This is a genomic window from Vibrio sp. 03_296, from assembly GCF_002265885.1.
The window spans coordinates 53,263-75,071 of record NZ_NPKW01000052.1 but is presented as its reverse complement, the minus strand read 5'-3'; the positions used below and the strand labels follow the sequence as shown (position 1 = coordinate 75,071).

Genomic DNA, 21,809 nt, shown 5'->3' with positions numbered 1-21,809 from the left:
TCAAAGCTTAAATCGCGTCATCTTCTGATCAAGCTGGCGCGACAAATCGGCCAAGGTTTCACTCTCTTCCGCTAAGAAGTTGGCCGCTTGCGACATCTCCATCGCCGCGTCATTGATACCACTGACGTTGCGATTCATCTCCTCTGCCACCGCACTCTGCTCTTCCGCTGCGGTAGCGATCTGCGTTGCTTTATCGCTCACGTGACGAATGTGATTGACGATCAATTGCAAATCCTCTCCCGCGTGCTCCGCTCGAGCGACACTGCTTTGTGCCAGTGATTGGCTTTTCTCCATCGCCGCCACGGCAGAAACGGCTAACTGCTGCAGTTTATTAATAGTGGTTTGTATTTCATCGGTCGATTGATGAGTGCGCCCAGCCAGATTTCGCACTTCATCAGCCACCACCGCAAAACCCCGCCCTTGCTCTCCCGCCCTTGCCGCTTCTATCGCAGCATTGAGCGCAAGCAAATTGGTCTGCTCTGAGATACTGCTGATCACATTGGTGAACTCGCTGATCTGCATCACCCCTTCTTTGAGCTTGGCGACCTGATCATTGGCCACTTCGAGTTCAACAGACAGCGACTTAATGCTGTCCACGCTGGAATGCACGTCTTTATCGCCCAAGTTGGCTTCTTTGGTCGCATCCAGCGTATCTCTGGCGGTGTCCTCGGCGTGGCCGGCCACATCAGCAACCGTTGCGCTCATCTCATTCATTGCCGTGGCTAACTGATTCAGTTGGTCTCGCTGGCTCAGCACCGCTTGGCTGGTCTCTTCCGCTGATGATGCAATGCGCACCGCGGCATCAGCCACCTCGGAAGCAGATTGAACCGATTCAAACAGCGCCTCTCTGACCGAGCCGATACTCTGATTGATGTCCTGCGCCAAGCGGCCAAATTCATCCTTACCCAACACCGCCACTTGAGCGGTTAGATTTCCGGCCGCAACTTGCTTCATGCTCTGACGAATGGCGTTTAACGGCTCAATCACCGCGCGGCTAATCAGCATCCCCAGCGCACTCATGACCAAGGTAATCGCGAGAGTGGCAATGCCCATTTTGAAAATTTGTTGATTCACCGCCGCTTCGATATCGTCCAATAACATCCCAGCGCCAATGATCCAGCCCCAAGGAGCAAAACCGTGCACCACGGAGAGTTTGTCGGCGGGTTGACCTCGACTGTTTTGCCACAGATAGGTGAGTGAGCCTGTGCCTCCCGCCCGGCCTAAATCCACCATGGTGAACCAAAACTGACCATCGCTGCCATTGCCCATCTGCTGACCAACCAACTCAGGTTTGATCGGATGAACCACAGTATTACGATTTTCATCTATGACAAATAGATAGTTGTTTTCATCAAAACGCGTTGCTGAGATTAACGCCTTGGCCAAATTTTGTGCCTCTGATTGAGCGTACGTTTGGCTAAGTGATTCCACTTGTGACAACACGGTATGGATCACGGCGTTCAACCGCGCGTGACGCTCAGCAATCAAGTTCGTTTTGAGAGTATTAACGGAGATAAACAGTAGGAGTAGGAATCCTAAAATTCCGACAGCAACAATCATTGCCAGCTTATAGCTGACTTTCATATTTCTTAGCTTCAACATGACGTACCCATCCCGACAGAGATTCTGACTCAGATTTTCAAGACTGATAGATTTGTTATTTTTATAAATGCTCTTTATAGGATGGTAGAGAGGAAACACTTTGCCACTGGCAACACTGAGTTTGTTAACTGGATCACTAAAAAATATGCAACCAAGAGCACTGGTGGTTTTTGCGGAAATAATGAAAAAGGCTCCGACATGCAGAGCCTTTTATTTAAACGTTTAAAAATCAAAACGATAGGAGGTAAAGTAACGATACTCTTCTCCGGGGGAAAGTAGGCAACTGGGTTGTGGCCAGTCCGGATGGTTCGGCGAATCCGGTAAAAATTGGGTCTCCAGCGCCAAGCCTGCATAGTCTCGATATTCACTGCCACTGCGGTTTGGTGTGCCTGCCAGCCAATTACCCGTATAGAGCTGAATGGCGGGTTTGTTGCTACAAACAGACAAACGAATCAACTCATCAGGCGAGGTCACACACGCAACGGGCAGAGACACATCGCGCTCTCGTTCAAACAGATAGCTGTGATCATACCCTTTAGCACATTGTTGCTGCTCATCTTGTAGCAAGGTTGCACCAATGGTTTTTTCTGTATTGAAATCAAAACTGGTACCAGAAACCCTTCGCAGCGTACCCAATGGGGTGCCAACATTATTGGTCGGCAAATAACATGGGGCATTTAACATCAACTTATGCAGCAAGCAATCGTGGCCCGACTCCGCGCCCATTAAATTGAAATACGCATGGTTAGTGAGATTCACTGGCGTCACGGCATCGGTTGTCGCCCAGTAACGAATGGTCAGTTGATTCTCGTCGGTCAACTGATATTGGACGTTAACGCTAAGATGACCGGGAAACCCCTGATCGCCATTTGGAGATTCGAGTGCAAACGTCACTTCATCACTTGATTGCGATTCAATATGCCAACGCCGTTTATCAAAACCTTGAGCTCCACCGTGCAAACAGTTTCCTGCTTGGTTTACCGAAACTTGGTAAGCCACACCATCAATCGAAAAAAGCCCATTGGCGATGCGATTTGCATAACGCCCGACGGTTACCCCCATGTAACTCGCCTGTCGCTCGAAGTTCTGCATCGTCCCCACGCCTAACAGAACTTCTCTTCGCTCCCCGCTCGCCAACGGTAATTGGCAACTCAGCCAAGTCGCACCAATGTCCATTAAGGTCACGGACATACCAGCACGATTTGACAATTCCACTAATTGGGCAGGCTGGCCATCAAAGGCCGCCTGCTCAGTCATAGTTTGGTTCAATTGAGCAATCATCCCGCGGTCCTAAAGCACTTCAACCAAACCTGCGCCATCTTTGGCTTGGCAAACATAAATCGACTCTTTTAGGCCCGTTGCCGCTTGGTATTTTGCTGCAACGGTGGCTTTCACTTCATCAACCAGTGTCGGTGGTACCAGTGCCACGATACAGCCACCAAAGCCACCGCCAGTCATGCGCACACCGCCTTGATCGCCGATCACCGCTTTAACTATCTCCACCAGCGTATCGATCTCTTTTACTGTGATTTCGAAATCATCGCGCATTGAGGCATGAGACTCGGCCATCAGCTCGCCCATACGCTTCATGTCGTGCGCTCGCAGCGCTTGCGCTGCTTCCACCGTACGATCATTTTCGGTGATGACGTGACGGGCACGTTTTGCCACCATTTCATCCAGCTCAGCAACTTTCTCGTTGAACTGCTCAATCGTCACATCGCGTAGCGCTTTCACACCGAAAATGCGCGCCGCTTCTTCACATTGCTGACGGCGAGTGTTGTATTCACTGTCGACCAAACCACGCTTTTTATTCGAGTTGATGATCACGACGGCCATCTCTTCTGGCATGGAAACCGATTCCGTTTCTAGGCTACGGCAGTCCAATAGCATTGCGTGATTTTCACGCCCTTCCGCTGAAATCATTTGATCCATGATGCCGCAGTTACAACCGACGAACTCGTTCTCGGCTTGTTGACCATTTAAGGCAATTTCGGCTTGGCTGATCTCAAGATTGAACAGCACTTTAAACGTCTGGCCAATCACCACTTCCAACGCCGCCGATGAGCTCAAACCCGCACCTTGAGGTACGTTGCCGCTGACTGAAATATCTGCACCTGTGAACGAGTAACCGCGTGCAAGAAGGCACTTGACCACGCCGCGAATGTAGTTCGCCCACATTTTGTCTTGCTGGAAGGTAATGGCTTGCGTGATATCGAACTCATCCACTGCGTTGCCGTAATCGACTGAGACAACACGCACGATATTGTCTTCACGCTTTGCTGCTGCAACCACGGTTTGGTAGTTAATGGCACATGGCAACACAAAACCATCGTTGTAGTCGGTATGCTCACCAATTAGGTTCACGCGTCCAGGCGCTTGGATGATGTGGCTTGGTGCGTAACCCAGCACTTGTTCAAAAGCGGTTTTCACATTTTGGATAAGTTCAGACATAGGAACGTTCTCTTAACATAGTAATTTGATGGGGGATAGCGCGTTGAGCCTAACTTTCTATCGATAAAGTCGCGCTATCCCGTAATTCGTTATCAGTCCAATTTAATGGCTTAGCATTCTTTGTAATGGACATCACTCACATCACGCAGACGCTGCGCCGCCTGCTCTGCGGTAAGGTCTCGTTGGCTTTCTGCCAGCATTTCGTAGCCCACCATAAACTTGCGAATCGTCGCGCTACGCAGTAAAGGCGGATAGAAAAGAGCATGAAGTTGCCAATGGTCGATGTCGGTGCCTTGGTCAAAAAACGGCGCGTAGTGCCAGCCCATTGAGTAAGGGAAAGAACACTGAAACAAGTTGTCGTAGCGGCTGGTCAGCTTCTTAATCGCTCGCGCTAAATCGTCTCGTTGCTCATCGCTAAGTTCGCTCATACGGCGAATGTGCGTTTTCGGCAGCAGCATGGTTTCGAATGGCCACGCCGCCCAGTAAGGTACCACCGCCAACCAGTGCTCGGTTTCCACCACAATGCGCGAGCCATCTTTGAGTTCTGCTTGCACGTAATCCACCAGCAAGTTGCTGCCGTGTTCTTGATAGTACGTTTTTAGGTTGTGCTCTTTACGCTCAATTTCGTTTGGTAAGAAGCTATTCGCCCAGATCTGACCGTGTGGATGCGGCTGAGAACAGCCCATGGTCTCTCCTTTGTTCTCGAATGCTTGAACCCAAACGTACTCTTTGCCGAGCTCTTCAATTTGTTCGTTCCAGGTCTCAATCACGCCGCGTATTTTTTCCACTGGCAGTTCAGGTAAGGTTTTGCTGTGATCTGGCGAGAAGCAAATTACTCGGCTTAAACCGCGCACACCTTGGGTTTTGAATAGCGGGTTGTCTGACTCCGGCGCATCCGGTGAGTCCACCATCAAAGCAGCAAAATCGTTCTTAAACACGTAAGTGCCTTGGTAATCTGGATTAACATCGCCGGAGACACGTTCGTTAGTTGGACACAAGAAACACTTCTCATCGTAACTTGGCAATTCATCAATGGCCGGTTTCTCATCGGCGCCGCTCCAAGGACGTTTTGCACGATGAGGGGAAACCAAAACCCACTGCCCCGTGAGTGGATTAAAACGACGGTGTGGATGATCCACAGGGTTAAACTCAACATTCGACATAGTACTTACTCAACTCTTCAAAATTCTTCAAACTCAGCTTCCCAACACCGTGAGAAGCGCAGATGACAACGCAGAAACGTCAATTACGCTGGAGAATAGCCATTGGGATTATTTGACTGCCAGTTCCACGTATCGGCGGTCATTTCCGCCACCGAACGTGTTGCCTTCCAGCCAAGTTCGCGCTCGGCTTTTTCTGTGCTTGCCCAACATTCGGCAATGTCACCCGGACGACGCGGGCATAACTCGTAAGGCACCGGTTTACCGCAAGCGGCCGCAAACGCCTCCACCATCTCAAGTACGCTCGAACCTTTACCTGTGCCTAAGTTGTAAATGTGCAAACCCGATGTTGCCCCGACCGATTTCAATGCGGCGATGTGGCCATCGGCCAGATCCATCACATGGATGTAATCGCGCACGCCCGTGCCATCAGGGGTTGGGTAGTCATTGCCAAACACGGAGAGTTTTTCACGGCGACCAACGGCTACTTGGGCGATAAACGGCATCAAGTTGTTGGGAATGCCTTGTGGATCTTCTCCCATGCTGCCCGATGGATGCGCACCAACCGGGTTGAAGTAACGCAATAGGGTGATGCTCCAGTCATTTTCCGCGTGAAACAGATCGCTTAAACACTGCTCCACCATGTATTTGCTGCGTCCGTATGGATTGGTGGTGGCGCCTGTTGGTGAATCTTCCGTAATCGGAACCATTTCTGGGTCACCATAAACCGTTGCCGATGAACTGAAGACGATGCTTTTCACGCCGGCTTTGCGCATGCAGCGCGCCAGCACCAACGAGCCATTGACGTTGTTGTCATAGTACTCGAGTGGTTTTGCCACCGATTCGCCAACCGCTTTGAGGCCAGCAAAGTGGATCACCGCTTGAATATCATGCTTGGCGAACACGGAGTCCAAAAAGGCTTCGTCACGAATATCACCTTGGTAGAAGATAGGTTGCTTACCCGTGAGCGCTTCAATACGGCTTAACACGTCCACTTTCGCATTGCATAAGTTGTCGACGATGATCGGTTCCATACCGGCTGCCATCATCTGCACACATGTATGGCTACCGATGTAACCCATGCCACCTGTCACTAAAACGTTCACCCTTTCCTCTCCTGATCTCAAATTTGCTCAATGGCTTTGCTTGTTTAAAAGCTTACCAAGCATGTTGGATCGGGTTCCGTGATCCAATTCGCAAAGTGTAAACGTTTTCACTGATTTTCATAAACAATCCTTTTTACACTGAGATTTAGTGAAAGAAATTCCACCATGCTGCGAGCGTTCCAGTATCATAAAAACGCTCATGGCTCGATTTTTACTAAAAAAAACGGATGCATCACGCAGCCTCTTGATTACAATAGAGAACAGATGATTTCACTCAGCACAGTGCGCTGTGCCAACAGGAAGAAGAATGGCTACGTTAAAAGATATTGCCACGGAAGCGGGCGTTTCCCTGGCCACGGTGTCGCGAGTGCTCAATGAAGACCCGACCCTGAGTGTCAAAGAAGAGACCAAACACCGTATCTTAGAAATTGCGGAGAAACTGGAATACCGCACCAGCAGCGCGAAAAAGAACAGCATTGCCGCCGTGCCGGCCCATCATTTCCTAGCATTGTACAACTACAAGCCAGAAGCTGAGATTAACGATCCTTACTATCTCTCTATTCGCCATGGCATTGAAACCCAGTGTGAAAAACTCGGCATCGATTTAACCAACTGCTACGACAGCAAAATCGACCCCGACGTGAAAAAGATCACGGGTGTCCTTATGGTAGGCAAAACCACCCCAGCCGCGATGTTGCGCGCCAGCAAGATGACCGACAACATCTGCTATCTCGATTTTAGTGATGACCATGGCAACTTCGACAGCGTGGATATTGATCTGGTAAAAATCAGTAAAGAAGTAACCGATTTCTTTATCAGCCAAGGTTTTGATCGCATTGGTTTTATTGGCGGTCAAGACGAACCCGGCCAAGCCGACATTCGCGAAATGGCCTTTGCTGAATATGGTCAGTTGAAAGGCGTGGTCAATGATGCGGACATTTATCGCGGCGATTTCTCCAGTTCATCTGGCTACAAGTTGGCAAAAAGCATGTTAGAACGCAGTGATTATCCGAAGGCGCTGTTTATCGCTTCCGACTCCATCGCGATTGGCGTGCTGCGCGCTTTGCTCGAACATGGGCTCAACATTCCCCGCGATATTTCGCTGATCAGCGTTAACGACATTCCCAACGCCAGATTCACTTTCCCGCCGCTCTCAACGGTGAGAATTCACTCGGAAATGATGGGCATTCAAGGCGTAAACTTACTGGTTGAAAAAGCGCGTGATGGCCGAGCACTGCCGCTTAAAGTGTATGTGCCAAGCAAACTCAAGCTCCGAGGAACGACGCATGAGAGAGGAAGCATGCATGAACAGTGAGAAACTGCTTAAAGAGCTGGAAGAAAACGCCTGTCTTGATCTGCATAAGCTCTATTACGCCAACCCAGATAAACGTTTTTATGCGCTGCTGGCGCAGCTTTACCAGTTACGCGAACAACATGGGCTGACAACTCGCTTATCTCCTTACGTCACGGAAATTGAATCTCTGATCAAAGCGCTAGGCCTGACCAAAGAACGAAGTCTTAGCGATGAGCAAAAGGGTCACACCGTGACAGCAGAGCAATTTGACCACTTAGTTGAAACGCTCGACTTTAACCAAAGGGCCCACCGCATTAGTCGTTTTATTTTGACCAAAGATAACCACAAAACGTTTAGTAAACCAGTTGAGCTGGTGATGTACGGCGATTCCATCACCGAGTGGGGCCCTTGGCACGATGCTTTTTCCGGTTTTCAAGTCGCGAATCGCGGGCTTGCGGGGGATACCACCGCAGGCATGCTTGAACGCATTGACACCACGTTGGTGTGTCAGCCGAAACTGGTGTGCATCATGGCGGGGATTAACGATTTAGCGCAAGGCTACTCGGTGCAACAAGTCGTAGAAAACTACCGTCGAATGCTGACCATTTGGCAAGAACACGGCATTGAAGTATGGGTGCAGTCCACGCTTTATGTGGGGGAGCGAATGTCATCATTGAACCCACTGGTCAGCGAGCTAAATCGTCAATTGAGGCAAATATGTCAGGCGCAATCGCTGCGTTTTATCGACCTCAACGCCACGCTCTGCCCAGAGCAGACACTGCCTCTTGAGTGCAGTTGCGATGACTTACACCTTAACTCGCACGCTTACGCACAATGGCTCTCTGTGCTCACGCCAATGCTGGATGCTCGTTTCGCTGCGGCATAAGGCGATGACGCCAGTTTTATCCAAAGCACGCTGAGCGTGCTTTCTTTTTATCTTTATTTTTCAATAAGTAAAGTATAAACCCTTTCCATTCTTGCCGTATTTCCTCTTCATGTAACACTCCTATCCGCCACGGAAAAGCCGCTAAAACTGGTTAAACATTATTCTTTAACTCGGATCACACCTTTCACTCTTTCCCACTGAGAATTCGTGATCAAGTTAAAGTAAAACGTTTTCACCAATTCTATTTAGTAAAAGTTTTACTAATATATTTTCCAGATATCCAAATCTCTATTTAACAGAACGTCGGCGGATCCTTTGATCGAAGTCGCCGAGGGGAGAAAAAACGTGAACAACTGGGAAAACTTCCTTCATTTACATGAGAACAGAATGGCGCCGCGTGCGTACTTCTTCTCCTATGATACCGTTCAACAAGCTCAAACCTTTCAGCGTGAGTTGAGCAGCCGCTTTATGCTGCTAAGTGGTCAGTGGCAATTTCATTACTTCAGCAACCCAATGCTGGTACCTGATGAGTTTTACTCGCAAACCATGAACGACTGGGGGCACATTACCGTACCCAACATGTGGCAAATGGAAGGCCACGGCGATCTTCAATACACAGACGAAGGTTTCCCATTCCCAATTGATGTGCCTTTTGTACCAACCGACAACCCAACGGGCGCTTATCAACGCACCTTCACTTTGGGCCCTCAATGGGACGAAAAACAAACCATCATCAAGTTCGATGGCGTAGAAACCTACTTTGAGGTGTACGTCAACGGCCACTATGTCGGTTTTAGTAAAGGCAGCCGTCTTACTGCAGAGTTCGACATTTCTGCCTACGCACAACAAGGCGAAAACTTGCTCTCTGTGCGAGTGATGCAATGGGCCGATTCGACTTACATTGAAGACCAAGACATGTGGTGGACGGCAGGGATCTTCCGTGATGTTTACCTTGTGGGCAAAGAGCCGGTTCACGTCCAAGATCTCACTATTCGCACCGATTTCGCCGACGATTATCAAAGTGCGACGCTCAGTGCTCAGGTTGAATTGGAAAATCTTTCTACCGCGATTGCGTCTGGCTATACGCTGGAGTACGCACTGCATGACAAAGGCACTGTCGTAGCCTGCGGCCACTGTGACGCACTAACCATTCAAGAGACCAACCACGTGAACTTCGCCATTGATATGGTGAACCCAACGCATTGGACAGCAGAAAACCCTTACCTTTACCACTTGTTCATCACCTTAAAAGATCACCAAGGCAAGGTCGTGGAAGTGATCCCACAACGCGTCGGTTTCCGTGACATCAAAGTGCGTGACGGCCTGTTCTACATCAACAATCAATACGTGATGCTGCATGGTGTCAACCGACACGACAACGATCACCTAAAAGGTCGCGCTGTGGGCATGGACCGCGTGGAAAAAGATCTGATTTTGATGAAGCAGCACAACATCAACTCAGTTCGCACCGCGCACTACCCGAACGACCCGCGCTTCTACGAACTGTGTGATATTTACGGCCTGTTTGTGATGGCAGAAACCGATGTGGAAACCCACGGCTTTGCCAACGTTGGCGACCTAAGCCGCATCACCAATGATGCAGCATGGGAAGCGGTGTTTGTTGATCGCGCAGTGCGCCATGTGCACGCACAGAAAAACCACCCATCGATCATCATGTGGTCACTCGGCAATGAGTCTGGTTACGGTTGTAATATCCGCGCCATGTACGCCGCCACCAAAGCCCTTGATGACACACGTTTGGTGCACTACGAAGAAGACCGCGATGCTGAAGTCGTCGACGTGATTTCCACCATGTACTCGCGCGCGCAACTGATGAACTACTTTGGTGAGCATCCACACGAAAAACCGCGCATCATCTGCGAATACGCCCACGCGATGGGTAACGGGCCGGGTGGTCTAACCGAATACCAAAATGTGTTCTACGCGCATGACCACATTCAAGGCCACTATGTGTGGGAGTGGTGTGATCACGGCATTCTAGCGCGTGATGAGCACGGTCAAGAGTTCTACAAATACGGCGGCGATTACGGCGATTACCCGAACAACTACAACTTCTGTATGGATGGTCTGATTTACCCAGATCAAACCCCAGGCCCAGGCCTGAAAGAATACAAGCAAGTGATTGCACCGGTGAAAATCCGCGCCGTTGAGGGTTGCCACGACCGCTTCATCGTTGAGAACAAACTGTGGTTCACCAACTTAGATGACTACACCATCACCGCTGAAATTCGCGCCGAAGGCGAAACCTTGCGTAGCGTGCAATTTAAAGTCGAAGCACTGGCCGCCAATAGCGCTCGTGAAGTGAGCATCAACTTGCCAGAATTGGATGAGCGCGAAGCCTTCATCAACTTTACCGTACGCAAAGACAGCCGTACCCTGTACAGCGAAGCCAACCACGACATCGCGGTGTACCAGTTCCAGCTGAAAGAAAACACCGCCACGTTGTCTGCGTTGCTCAACCACAATGTTCAACCATTAGTGCATGAAGAAAGCCGCCTGGAGCACGTGATCACAGGTCATAACTTCACGCTCACTTTCTCGAAAGTAAACGGCAAACTGACCTCATGGCGTGTGAATGGTGAGGAGTTGATTCAATCAGAGCCAAGGTTGAACTTCTTCAAACCAATGATTGATAACCACAAACAAGAGTACGAAGGGCTGTGGCACCCTGCGCATCTGCAAATCATGCAGGAACACTTCCGCACGCTGAGCGTGGAAGCGAGCGAAGAGGCCGTACTGATCACCACCAGCAGCATTGTTGCGCCTCCTGTGTTCGATTTTGGCATGCGTTGTACCTACCGCTACCAAATCAACGCGCAAGGCCATTTGAACGTGGAACTGAGTGGCGAGCGCTACGGCGACTACCCTCACGTGATTCCGGTCATTGGCTTGGATTTGGGCATCAACGGCAACTTTGATCAAGTGAGTTACTACGGTCGCGGCCCTGAAGAGAACTATCAAGACAGCCGCCAAGCCAACATCATCGATCTGTACCACACCAACGTGGCGGACATGTTCGAGAACTACCCGTTCCCACAAAACAACGGCAACCGCCAGCACGTGCGTTGGGCATCGCTCACCAACCGTCATGGCAGTGGGTTATTGGTGAAACCTCAGCAAGAAATCAACTTGAGCGCGTGGTTCTACACCAACCAAAACCTGCATCAAGCGCAACATACGATTGAGCTAGAAAAAAGTGGCTACATCACCCTTAACCTTGATCATCACGTGATGGGCTTGGGTTCAAACTCTTGGGGCAGTGAAGTGCTCGACTCTTACCGCGTGTATATGGATACGTTCCGCTATGGCCTCACCCTGATGCCATTGCAAGCAGGCGATTGCAGCGCTCAAGTCATGGCAAACCATGATTTCGACAACGCATTTTTCACTTCAACCGATACCAAAATCGTTAACGAGGCGTAACCCATGATCGTGTTAGACAGCTTAGAGCAATTCAAACAGGTATATCGCAACGGTCGTAAATGGAACCGCTGTGTGGAAGCGATTAATAACCTCAACCATATCAAACCAGGGGTGATGCATTCGATTGGTGATTCCTTGGTTTATATGCTGGTGGAAGGCAGCTCTCAAAGCGGTGAAACCTTTACCGGAAACCGTCGTTACTTTGATGTGCATTACTACCTCGAAGGCGGCGAAACCGTAGAGTTTGCCGCCAAATCCGAACTCGAGACCGTGACCCCTTATCGCGATGAAACCGATCGCGAGCAACTGCAAGGCCAAGGAGAAACGCGCCAACTACAACAAGGTCAAGTGGCCATTTTTGAAAACGACAAAGCCTACCGTTTTTGCGGCAACCAAGCGGTGAAAAAGGTGGTGCTGAAAGTGACGATCGAGGATGGCTATTTCCTCAATAAATAAACACTGCCACGGCAAAAAATAGACCAATAAAGATAAATAAAGACGAGAGCGACAGCATGAACTGTCGCTCCACCCTACAAAATAACGTGCCTCTTCGGAGAAAAAACATGTCTGATACTAAACGGAACACCATAGGTAAATTCGGCCTCTTGTCCCTGACATTTGCCGCTGTGTTTAGCTTCAATAACGTCATTAACAACAACATTGAGATCGGGCTGGCATCAGCGCCGATGTTCTTCTTAGCGACCATTTTTTACTTCATCCCTTTCTGTTTGATCATCGCGGAATTCGTTTCACTCAATAAAAACTCCGAAGCGGGTGTTTACGCTTGGGTGAAAAGTTCACTGGGCGGCCGTTGGGCTTTCATCTCCGCTTACACCTACTGGTTTGTTAACCTCTTTTTCTTTACCTCGTTGCTGCCGCGCGTCATCGCCTATGCGTCTTACGCGTTTTTGGGCTACGAGTACATCCTTACCCCGTTTGCCACCACCGCATTGAGCATGCTGTTGTTCGCTTTTGCCACTTACGTCTCCACCAATGGCGCGAAAATGTTGGGCCCGATCACTTCAGTAACCTCTTCACTGATGCTGCTCCTCACACTCTCTTACATCTTGCTCTCTGGTGCTGCGCTGCTCGGTGGCGTGCAACCGGCGGACCCAATCACAGTGGAAGCGATGGTGCCAGAATTGAGTTGGGCCTTCCTCGGCATTACTACTTGGATCTTCATGGCTGCCGGCGGCGCTGAATCGGTCGCGGTCTACGTGAACGACGTGAAAGGCGGCTCAAAATCGTTCGTTAAAGTGATCATCGTGGCTGGCATCTTCATCGGTGTGCTTTACTCGGTTGCTTCCGTGTTGATTAACGTGTTTGTTTCCAGCAGCGAGCTGAAATTCACTGGCGGCTCAGTGCAAGTGTTTGAAGGGTTAGCGAGCTACTTTGGCTTACCTGAAATTATGATGAATCGCTTTGTTGGTTTGGTCTCATTCACCGCGATGTTTGGCTCGCTACTGATGTGGACTGCAACCCCGGTTAAGATCTTCTTCTCTGAGATTCCAGAAGGCATCTTTGGTAAGAAAACGGTGGAACTGAATGAAAACGGCGTGCCTGCACGTGCCGCTTGGATTCAATACGCCATCGTTCTACCGCTCATGGTGATCCCAACATTGGGCTCAGACACTGCGCAAGATCTGATGAACACCGTGATCAACATGACCGCAGCCGCATCGATGCTACCACCGCTGTTCATCATGCTGGCGTATCTGAATCTGCGTCTGAAACTCGACCATCTCGAGCGCGATTTCAAAATGGGCTCTCGTATGACGGGCATTGCTGTGGTTTCGATTCTGATTGGCATCTTCACGGTTGGATTCTTGGCCTCCACCTTCCCAACCGGAGCCGACATCATGACCATCATCTTCTACAACGTTGGCGGCATTGTGATTTTCCTTGGCTTTGCTTGGTGGAAATACAGCCAGTACGAAAAGTCACTCAACAGTGAAGAACGCGCGAAAGAGGCCAGCCCAAGCGCCGTCCTTCCATAAATGACGCTCAACCATTCTAGGTTGATGACCGAAAACTTGGGCAGAGAAAAACGCTCTGCCCTTCACCCTGCCCGCCCCCATAACAACTCTAATGGCTGGCAGATTATTTTCATTCACTGATCCATTTTTTTGTTTTACTGCAGACGGATACGGGAGGAACTATGTCTGAATCACTGCGTGGCACCATAGGCAAATTTGCCTTGCTGTCGATGACCTTTGCGGCGGTTTTCAACGTGCGCAATATCGTCAACAACAACATCGAACTGGGGCTCAGCTCTGCCCCCATTTTTCTCTTAGCAACCGTGGTCTATTTCATTCCATTCGTTTTTATTATTGCCGAATTTGTTTCTGCTAATAAGAACTCAGAATCCGGCATGTATGACTGGTTGAAAAAGCCTTTAGGCAGCAAAGCCGCTTATTTGGGCTCCTTTCTCTACTGGTTTGTGAACCTGTTCTGGTTTGTTTCCTTACTGCCTAACGTCATTGCCTATGCGTCTTACGCCATGTTGGGTTACGAATACAGCTTCTCACCCATGGTGACGTCACTCATCTCGATTGTGTTGTTTGCCTTCGCCACTCACATCTCTACCAAAGGCGCGAGCTGGTTGGGCAAGATCTCTGAAATTGTCGCTTATGGCGTGTTTGCTTTGTTTGCGATTTATGTGTTGGGTGCGCTGATGGCCCTTGGTGGTGATCTCACCCCCGCCGAGCCCATCACGTTACAAGCGATGACCCCAACCATCAACTGGGCAACCCTTGGCATCATGTGTTGGATTTTCCAAGCTGCTGGTGGTGCGGAAACCGCAGCCGCTTACCTTAACGACGTCAAAGGCGGCCATAAATCCTTTATCAAAGTGATCATCATCGCCGGTGTAGTGATCGGCGCGATGTACGCCATCGGCTCGCTCTTGGTCAACGTGTTTGTTGCACGTGAAAACCTCACTTACGCAGGCGGCATGGTGGAAATTTTCACCGGCATGGCGAATTACTTTGGCATCTCGCAAAGTTTGGTTGGCCGTTTCGTTGGCATCATTTTGTTCATTGCGATGTTTGGCTCAATGATGATGTGGACCGCCGCTCCGGTGAAAATTCACTTCTCTGAAATTCCAAAAGGCGTGTATGGAGAGAAAACTACGGAGCTGAACGAACACGGTGTTCCTGTACGTGCGGCGTGGTGGCAGTTTGCCTTTGTGTTCGTGATGCTGGTGGTAAATGGCTTTGGTTCGGAATCGGTGCAAGACATGATGAATCAAGCCATCAACCTCACCGCAGGAACGGCGATGCTTCCGCCCATCTTCATCATGGTGGCGTATTTTGTCTTCCGATTGAAGTTCGACGATACACCACGAGATTTCCGTATGGGCTCACGCAAAGTGGGAATGAGCATCGTATCCGTGCTGATTGCCATCTTTATTATCAGCATGACGGCGTCTGCCTTCCCAACCGGTGTTGACTTGGTGAGAGCCTTCTTTATCAATGTCTTCATGACCGCGGTGTTCTCTGGCCTTGCTTGGTGGTGGATCTCTCGCTTTGAGAAAAAGCAGACGTTGAACTCCCATGAGCCAGAGGCTAAACACACCGCCTCGCAAACTCAATAACGCTAATAACAAAAGCGCCAATATCCTTTGGCGCTTAACCGTTTTCTCCTACCAGAGACTTTTCTATGAAGATGAAACCCCTTATTGCTGCTATGACTCTGGCGATGCTAACAGCCGGCTGTTCAACCACCACCGACGCACCAACACGTGCTTCGCAGTTTAAAAACGTGATCGACCGCAGTGGTTCCCCTGAATACATGCGCGATTATGACTTTGATGACCACCAGCGCTTTAATCCATTTTTCGATATGGGTGCATGGCACGGCCACCTATTGCCTGACAATGCAGAAGGCATGGGCGGCTTTCCCGGCACAGCACTGCTGACCGAAGAATACATCAACTTTATGGCCAATAACTTTGACCGCTTGAGTGTGTTTAAAGATGGCAAGCGAGTTGAATTTACGATGGAAGCCTATAGCCTTCCGGGCGCGTTAGTGCAAACACTGACGGCCGATGAGGTGACCGTCGAAATGACGCTGCGCTTTGTATCAAATCGCACCTCACTGCTAGAAACCCACATCATCACGGGTTCGCCCCTCGAACTGGTTTGGGATGGTCAATTGTTAGAGCAATACCATGCCAAAGAGGGCCAATCGCAATCCGCTAAAACCATCGACGAGCAATACCCAGATTACAACCGCACCCTCGTTGCCACCGATGACGGATTAACCGTGACATTTGGCAAAGTGCGCTCAACCTGGGATCTGCTGACTTCTGGCGAGTCTGAGTACCAAATCCATAAGTCCGTGAAGATGAACACTCAAGTGAATGGCCACCAATTTACTTCTACGGCAAAAATTGACGCGTCTACCAAGATTTACACCACTTACACTCACGTCCTAACCGCAAAAGAGAACCAAACTGAACAAGCGAAGATTCAAGATATTTTGGCCAATCCACAAGCCTACCTTTCAGCTTCTGAGCAACGTTGGGAAGAGTATCTCACCAAGGGCTTAACCAACCCGCACGCCACATCAGAGCAAGAACGCGTGGCGGTGAAAGCAATGGAAACGTTGAACGGCAACTGGCGCGGCGTTGCTGGGGCGATGAAGTTTGACTCCGTGACGCCATCGGTGACCGCACGTTGGTTCTCTGGCAACCAAACTTGGCCTTGGGACAGTTGGAAACAAGCCTACGCCATGGCGCATTTCAACCCTGATGTGGCGAAGAACAACATCCGCGCGATGTTCGCTTACCAGATACAAGCTGATGATGCGATTCGTCCTTGGGATGTTGGCTATGTGCCCGATTTGCTCGCGTATAACCTTAGCCCAGAACGCGGCGGTGATGGCGGCAACTGGAATGAGCGCAACACCAAACCCAGCCTTGCAGCATGGGCGGTAATGGAAGTGTACAAGACGACCCAAGACAAAGCATGGCTTGAGGAGATGTACCCGAAATTGGTCGCTTACCACGATTGGTGGCTACGTAATCGAGACCACAATGGTAATGGCGTTCCTGAGTATGGCGCGGCGCGCGACAAAGCCCACAATAACGCCGCTGGAGAGATGTACTTTGAGGTCATCAAAGGCGATCGCACCACCACCATCACTGGCCAAGCGGCGTATGAGAAAGTGCTCAAGCAAGGCGATTACGATCGCATTGAAAGCCCAGCACAAACGGCGGCCTCTTGGGAGTCAGGTCGAGACGATGCGGCGGTATTTGGCTTCATCGACCAAGATCAGCTCGAAGCCTACCTTGCCAACGGCGGCCAGCGCTCAGATTGGGTGGTGAAATTCGCGCAAAACCGCGCTAAAGATGGCACCTTACTGGGTTACTCGCTACTGCAAGAATCGGTAGACCAAGCCAGCTACATGTACAGTGACAACCAATATCTGGCGCAAATGGCCGATCTTCTTGGCAAGCCAGAGCAAGCAAAAACGTTTCGCGCTAAAGCAGACAAGCTCGCTGCCTACATCAACACTTGTATGTTTGATGAGAGCACGGGATTCTTTTACGACATTCGCATTGAAGACCAACCGCTGGCTAACGGCTGTGCGGGCAAACCCATTATCGAGCGTGGCAAAGGGCCGGAAGGTTGGTCCCCCCTCTTTAATGGCGCAGCAACCCAAACGCACGCCGATGCGGTGGTGAAAGTGATGAAAGATCCGCAAGAGTTCAACAGCTATGTGCCATTAGGCACGGCAGCACTTTCCAGCCCGGCATTTGGCCCAGACATATACTGGCGTGGACGCGTTTGGGTCGACCAATTCTACTTTGGCTTAAAAGGCATGGAACGATACGGCTATCGCCAAGATGCGGTGGAGATGGCCAGCGCCTTCTTCAACCATGCTGACGGCTTAGTGCAAGACGGCCCAATTCGTGAGAACTACAACCCACTCACGGGAGAACAACAAGGCGCACCAAACTTCTCTTGGAGTGCGGCGCACTTATACATGCTGTACAACGATTTCTTTACTGCTGAATAAGCCTTACTGCTCAGTTAAAACCAACCAGCGACAATGCCCTTGATTGCCAAAATTAAGGGCGTTTTTGTATAAAAAACCAAGCAAAACCAGTCACTAAGACTAGACTCTAAATATCGCTGACCGTTTTAAAGGGCTCTATGAAGTGATGCCACCTTCGCCATTTTACACGCGCGCCTTATTGACACTGATCCTGTTAGGATTGGTGGTGTTTAGTTTTAATCCATTTCTCGATCGCAACGATCTGCTGCCACTTTACGACAGCAAACGCCTGTTTGTGCTGTTTCTGTTGCAAATCACCGCGCTCATCGTGCTGTTCTCCACTCAACAGCGGCAGCGTATCATCGATCATTGGTGCTCTCTCACGCTCCTCCACCGAGGTTTACTGAGCCTTTTTATTGCTTCGAGCTTACTGGCTACGTGGCTTGCTCGCTATCCACTGGCCGCTGTTTTGCAATGGTTTTATTTGGCAGGATTGGTTTTGATGCTGTTTGTACTGCGTGATGTGGTGAAGAAGCAGCAAGCCCGATGGTTTGAATACACTCTTTGGCTCAGTGCGTTTCTGTTTTTGAGCATTGCGCTGGCGTTTTGGATCCGCATTGTGCACCAGTTGAACGTCAACAACTTCACCCTGTTTGGCTTTGCCAACCCTCGTTTTCTCAACCAGATCCATATTTGGCTCATCTTCCCTGTCGTTTATCTTGCCGCTCTAGCGATGAAACGCGGCAAACCTGGCGTTATGCCAAGAGCGATCCTCGCGATCGATTTCGCCATTTGTTTTGCCACCGATGCGCGAGGACCACTGGTGGCCATATTGGGTGGATTCACGCTGCTGATGTTTTGCGCCAGAGATCTGCGCTCTATTTGGTGGAAACTGTTGTGGCAAAGCGCTGTGGCCGGTGCACTGGTGAAACTCGCGCTGCTTTCCCCACTTCCCAGCATGATTTTTGGTGGGCCGATTGAGTGGCTCAACATTCGAACAGAGAGCTCCGGACGCTTGGCGCTGTGGCGACACTCTTGGCAAATCTTCACCTTTACCGGATTGGGCGGGGATGCGTTTGTCTGCGAAGAGGTCAACCACGGCCGGCCACACAACTCTCTTCTCAACGTGTTGGTGCATTGGGGCGTGGTGGCCGCTCTGTGCTACCTAGCGTTGATCGTCTCACTGTTGCGCCTCACCATCAGGCAGCGTTCGTTACGCACTAAGTTGCTTGGCGTCAGCCTGCTCTGCGGCATCGCGTACAGCTTGGTGTCTGGGGTGCTCGATTCACCTTTAAGTCAACTGATGGCGGTTGTCGCCTGCGCACTGTTTTGGTCACGTTGCTCGCTTGCGTCTGCCTCATTACCATTGCCAGCCAACAAACCTGGCCCATGGTGGGCGCACAGCGTGATACTGATTGTCGCTATCGGTTGTAGTGTGTCGGTCGGTTATCGCACCTTGGAGCGATTGGACAATTATCCGGTCTACCGCAGCGAGGTGATCATCAAAACGCAATTCTGGTTGGGGTATAACTGTTTAGCGAAACCTTGGCAACCTTAATGGATTTGCTGGCGAATCACCTCACGTAACCACATGCCCTTTTCGCTGTTGCCAGTGGCGCTATGCCACACCAACGAGATATCAAAATCCGCCACCTCAATCGGCGGTTCAAACGAGGTTAGACGATCATCAAAACCTTGTGCCAGCGCCATTCTCTCCGGCACGATGGCAATCAAAGCACGATGAGATAACAGGCTGCGGATGGTAAGAAAGTTGCGCGAGGCCACCGTCACTCGGCGGCTTAAACCTTGGCTGGCGAGCAGCTTATCCACTTGAGTGGAGAGCTGACCATCTGGGCTCACTAACGCCTGCTCAATAGCGGCAAACTGTTCGATGTTCATCCGCGTCACATCCACTTGCTGGGGATCGCACAAACACACGTGCTTTTCGGTGTATAAGCGTTGCGCCTCAAATGGTTCTTCCAGTACAGGCATCGAGCCAATCACCACATCCAGCTTTTCCTGTTCAATCAAACTGACGTAGTTATTGCGATTGACATTGATAAAGCTGACCTGCGCTTTAGGGGCTTGCTGGCGAATCGCATCATACAGCTTAGGGGCGAAAATAAACTCTGCGTAGTCCGTCATCCCAATGCGGCACACGCCGTCAAACGCCTGAGGTGAAAAGGGCTGCTTTGCCAACAACTCGCCCGAAATCACGCTTAGCAGTTGATGAATCTGTGGCGCAACCTGATGCGCTCGCTCACTGGGCTCCATCTTGTGGCCCTTACGGACAAACAGCACATCATCAAACAAACCGCGCAGACGATTGAGACTGTGGCTCATCGCCGATTGGCTGACAAAGCTTTTTTCCGCCGCCACGCTGACACTGCGATAACGGTATAGATAAGAGAACACCACCAGCAAATTGAGGTCGATATTCTTCCAATTAATCTCGTCCACACTTCATCCCATACGATTCATATAAATCATGAACACTATCAATTTGAATCATTATAGGTTCTTTCGTAGAGTGAGCTCACCTTTTTGTTGAGATGTACAACATGCTGCAAATTTTTAAGACTTTTTTCTGGCTCGGCTGGATCAGCTTTGGCGGTCCTGCTGCGCACATTGGCTATTTCCGCCACACCTTTGTTGAAAAATTGAAATGGATTAGCGACGAAGAATACGCTCAGTTGGTTGCTCTAAGCCAGTTTCTGCCGGGCCCAGGCTCAAGCCAAGTCGGCTTTGGTTTAGGCTACAAAAAAGGCGGTCTGCCCGGCGCTTGCGCGGCATTCTTAGGCTTTACCCTACCTTCAGTGGTGATCATGTTGCTACTGGCGCTGGTGAGTAGCCAAGTGACCGACACCGCACTGTTTCAAAATGTCGTACACGGCTTAAAACTGCTCGCCGTGGTGGTCGTGGCCGATGCCGCTTGGGGCATGTACAAAAACTTTTGTAAAACACCGCTGACCGTTGGCATCAGCGTTGCCACTGCTGTCGCCTTGTTGGTGTTCTCAGGCATCGCCACACAAATGGTCGTGCTGATCATAGCGGCGCTGATTGGAGTGATTGCGCTCAAAGGTGAAAACACAGCCACTGAGCACAGCTTTAAACCATCACTAACCCCACTACTGACCTTTGCTGCCCTGTTGCTGCTGTTACCGCTACTCGCCACTGCTCAGCCGTTGGTTCAACTGTTCAACGAGTTCTACCAAGCGGGCAGCTTGGTGTTTGGCGGCGGGCATGTGGTGCTGCCGTTGCTGCAAAACATCGTGGGAGAGCAAATCAGCCAAGATGCGTTTCTAACTGGTTACGCTGCTGCCCAAGCAGTTCCAGGGCCGATGTTTACCTTCGCCACTTATATTGGTTATGTACTGCATCCAAGTTCGCCCATTCTTGGCGCAGTTGTCGCCACTTTGGCGGTGTTTTTGCCTGGATTCTTGTTGATGCTTGGCGTGCTGAAAAACTGGCAGCTGCTAGCCGCCAATCCTCGCGTTTCGGGAGCGTTGCAAGGCGTGAATGCCTCGGTGGTTGGCTTGCTGGTTGCCGCGTTGTATCAACCAGTGTTTACCAGCGCCGTGAGCAGCGGGCTGGATGTGGGTTTGATTCTGATTGGTTTCTATCTGCAAAAGCAGATCAAAGTGCCAATCTTGGCTCTGGTGCTGTTTTTCATGCTCTCAGGAGCCACGCTGGGCATGCTGTAATTGCTGCATGCACCACTTCGAATGCCACGTTTTTAGAGACTACTGTTTCTAAATGCTACTGTTTCTAAATACTGCTGTTTCTCGGTACAAGCATTCTAGATAAAACAAAGCGAGCCTGAGCTCGCTTTGTTGCTTGACGATGACCATTATGGCACGAAA

15 protein-coding genes are annotated in these 21,809 nt (G+C 50.3%); 9 read left to right on the top strand and 6 right to left on the bottom strand.

The genetic code is table 11. The annotated features are described in order from the left end of the window. The 5 genes from CIK04_RS05260 to galE form a co-directional block, all read right to left on the bottom strand. A complete protein-coding gene (locus tag CIK04_RS05260; protein ID WP_097352123.1) occupies positions 1–1,602 on the bottom strand; it encodes a methyl-accepting chemotaxis protein in 1,602 nt (533 codons plus the stop codon). A 222-nt stretch (positions 1,603–1,824) separates the two neighbouring features. Further along, a complete protein-coding gene (gene galM, locus CIK04_RS05255) occupies positions 1,825–2,883 on the bottom strand; it encodes a galactose-1-epimerase (protein ID WP_097352122.1) in 1,059 nt (352 codons plus the stop codon). Between the two features lie 9 nt (positions 2,884–2,892). Then, positions 2,893–4,053, bottom strand: a complete 1,161-nt coding sequence (gene galK, locus CIK04_RS05250) for a galactokinase (protein ID WP_097352121.1) — start codon at positions 4,051–4,053, stop codon at positions 2,893–2,895. 110 nt (positions 4,054–4,163) lie between these two features. Next, positions 4,164–5,216, bottom strand: coding sequence for a UDP-glucose--hexose-1-phosphate uridylyltransferase (locus CIK04_RS05245; protein ID WP_039447058.1), 1,053 nt, complete (start codon positions 5,214–5,216; stop codon positions 4,164–4,166). An 83-nt stretch (positions 5,217–5,299) separates the two neighbouring features. Beyond that, positions 5,300–6,319 carry a UDP-glucose 4-epimerase GalE gene (galE, locus tag CIK04_RS05240; protein WP_097352120.1) on the bottom strand — a complete coding sequence of 340 codons (1,020 nt, stop codon included), beginning with the start codon at positions 6,317–6,319 and terminating at the stop codon, positions 5,300–5,302. A 307-nt stretch (positions 6,320–6,626) separates the two neighbouring features. Here galE and ebgR point away from each other — a divergent pair, with 307 nt between their 5' ends. The 8 genes from ebgR (at position 6,627) to CIK04_RS05200 (ending at position 19,504) form a co-directional block, all read left to right on the top strand. Further along, on the top strand, positions 6,627–7,634 hold the full coding sequence (gene ebgR / locus CIK04_RS05235; RefSeq protein WP_038941348.1) for a transcriptional regulator EbgR: 1,008 nt from the start codon (positions 6,627–6,629) through the stop codon (positions 7,632–7,634). After that, the gene (locus tag CIK04_RS05230; RefSeq protein ID WP_097352119.1) at positions 7,624–8,499 is read left to right on the top strand and encodes an SGNH/GDSL hydrolase family protein; all 876 of its coding nucleotides are present in this window, start codon (positions 7,624–7,626) and stop codon (positions 8,497–8,499) included. Before ebgR ends, CIK04_RS05230 begins: the two co-directional genes overlap by 11 nt. Positions 8,500–8,844: 345 nt before the next feature. Beyond that, the gene (gene ebgA / locus CIK04_RS05225; RefSeq protein WP_097352118.1) at positions 8,845–11,943 is read left to right on the top strand and encodes a beta-galactosidase subunit alpha; all 3,099 of its coding nucleotides are present in this window, start codon (positions 8,845–8,847) and stop codon (positions 11,941–11,943) included. A gap of 3 nt (positions 11,944–11,946) precedes the next feature. After that, entirely contained in the window at positions 11,947–12,399 is a 453-nt protein-coding gene (locus CIK04_RS05220) for a beta-galactosidase subunit beta (protein WP_017428719.1), read from the top strand. A gap of 107 nt (positions 12,400–12,506) precedes the next feature. Beyond that, on the top strand, positions 12,507–13,940 hold the full coding sequence (locus tag CIK04_RS05215) for an amino acid permease (RefSeq protein ID WP_038969676.1): 1,434 nt from the start codon (positions 12,507–12,509) through the stop codon (positions 13,938–13,940). A 161-nt stretch (positions 13,941–14,101) separates the two neighbouring features. Then, entirely contained in the window at positions 14,102–15,538 is a 1,437-nt protein-coding gene (locus CIK04_RS05210) for an amino acid permease (RefSeq protein WP_097352117.1), read from the top strand. A gap of 65 nt (positions 15,539–15,603) precedes the next feature. After that, a complete protein-coding gene (gene ygjK, locus CIK04_RS05205) occupies positions 15,604–17,967 on the top strand; it encodes an alpha-glucosidase (protein ID WP_097352116.1) in 2,364 nt (787 codons plus the stop codon). A 145-nt stretch (positions 17,968–18,112) separates the two neighbouring features. Further along, positions 18,113–19,504 (top strand): O-antigen ligase, encoded by a 1,392-nt coding sequence (locus CIK04_RS05200; RefSeq protein WP_097352115.1) that lies wholly within the window; start codon positions 18,113–18,115, stop codon positions 19,502–19,504. On the opposite strand, the gene CIK04_RS05195 is transcribed toward CIK04_RS05200, so the two are convergent. After that, a complete protein-coding gene (locus CIK04_RS05195) occupies positions 19,501–20,406 on the bottom strand; it encodes a LysR family transcriptional regulator (protein ID WP_038941358.1) in 906 nt (301 codons plus the stop codon). The genes CIK04_RS05200 and CIK04_RS05195 overlap by 4 nt on opposite strands. A gap of 101 nt (positions 20,407–20,507) precedes the next feature. Here CIK04_RS05195 and chrA point away from each other — a divergent pair, with 101 nt between their 5' ends. Continuing rightward, a complete protein-coding gene (chrA, locus tag CIK04_RS05190; protein WP_128824597.1) occupies positions 20,508–21,650 on the top strand; it encodes a chromate efflux transporter in 1,143 nt (380 codons plus the stop codon). Positions 21,651–21,809: the final 159 nt, after the last annotated feature.

Bases quoted from the DNA above. Each gene is read 5' to 3' on its own strand.
- CIK04_RS05260 (WP_097352123.1), bottom strand. From the start codon at position 1,602: ATGTTGAAGCTAAGAAATATGAAAGTCAGCTATAAGCTGGCAATGATT.
- galM (WP_097352122.1), bottom strand. From the start codon at position 2,883: ATGATTGCTCAATTGAACCAAACTATGACTGAGCAGGCGGCCTTTGAT.
- galK (WP_097352121.1), bottom strand. From the start codon at position 4,053: ATGTCTGAACTTATCCAAAATGTGAAAACCGCTTTTGAACAAGTGCTG.
- CIK04_RS05245 (WP_039447058.1), bottom strand. From the start codon at position 5,216: ATGTCGAATGTTGAGTTTAACCCTGTGGATCATCCACACCGTCGTTTT.
- ebgR (WP_038941348.1), top strand. From the start codon at position 6,627: ATGGCTACGTTAAAAGATATTGCCACGGAAGCGGGCGTTTCCCTGGCC.
- CIK04_RS05230 (WP_097352119.1), top strand. From the start codon at position 7,624: ATGAACAGTGAGAAACTGCTTAAAGAGCTGGAAGAAAACGCCTGTCTT.
- CIK04_RS05220 (WP_017428719.1), top strand. From the start codon at position 11,947: ATGATCGTGTTAGACAGCTTAGAGCAATTCAAACAGGTATATCGCAAC.
- CIK04_RS05215 (WP_038969676.1), top strand. From the start codon at position 12,507: ATGTCTGATACTAAACGGAACACCATAGGTAAATTCGGCCTCTTGTCC.
- CIK04_RS05210 (WP_097352117.1), top strand. From the start codon at position 14,102: ATGTCTGAATCACTGCGTGGCACCATAGGCAAATTTGCCTTGCTGTCG.
- ygjK (WP_097352116.1), top strand. From the start codon at position 15,604: ATGAAGATGAAACCCCTTATTGCTGCTATGACTCTGGCGATGCTAACA.
- CIK04_RS05200 (WP_097352115.1), top strand. From the start codon at position 18,113: ATGCCACCTTCGCCATTTTACACGCGCGCCTTATTGACACTGATCCTG.
- chrA (WP_128824597.1), top strand. From the start codon at position 20,508: ATGCTGCAAATTTTTAAGACTTTTTTCTGGCTCGGCTGGATCAGCTTT.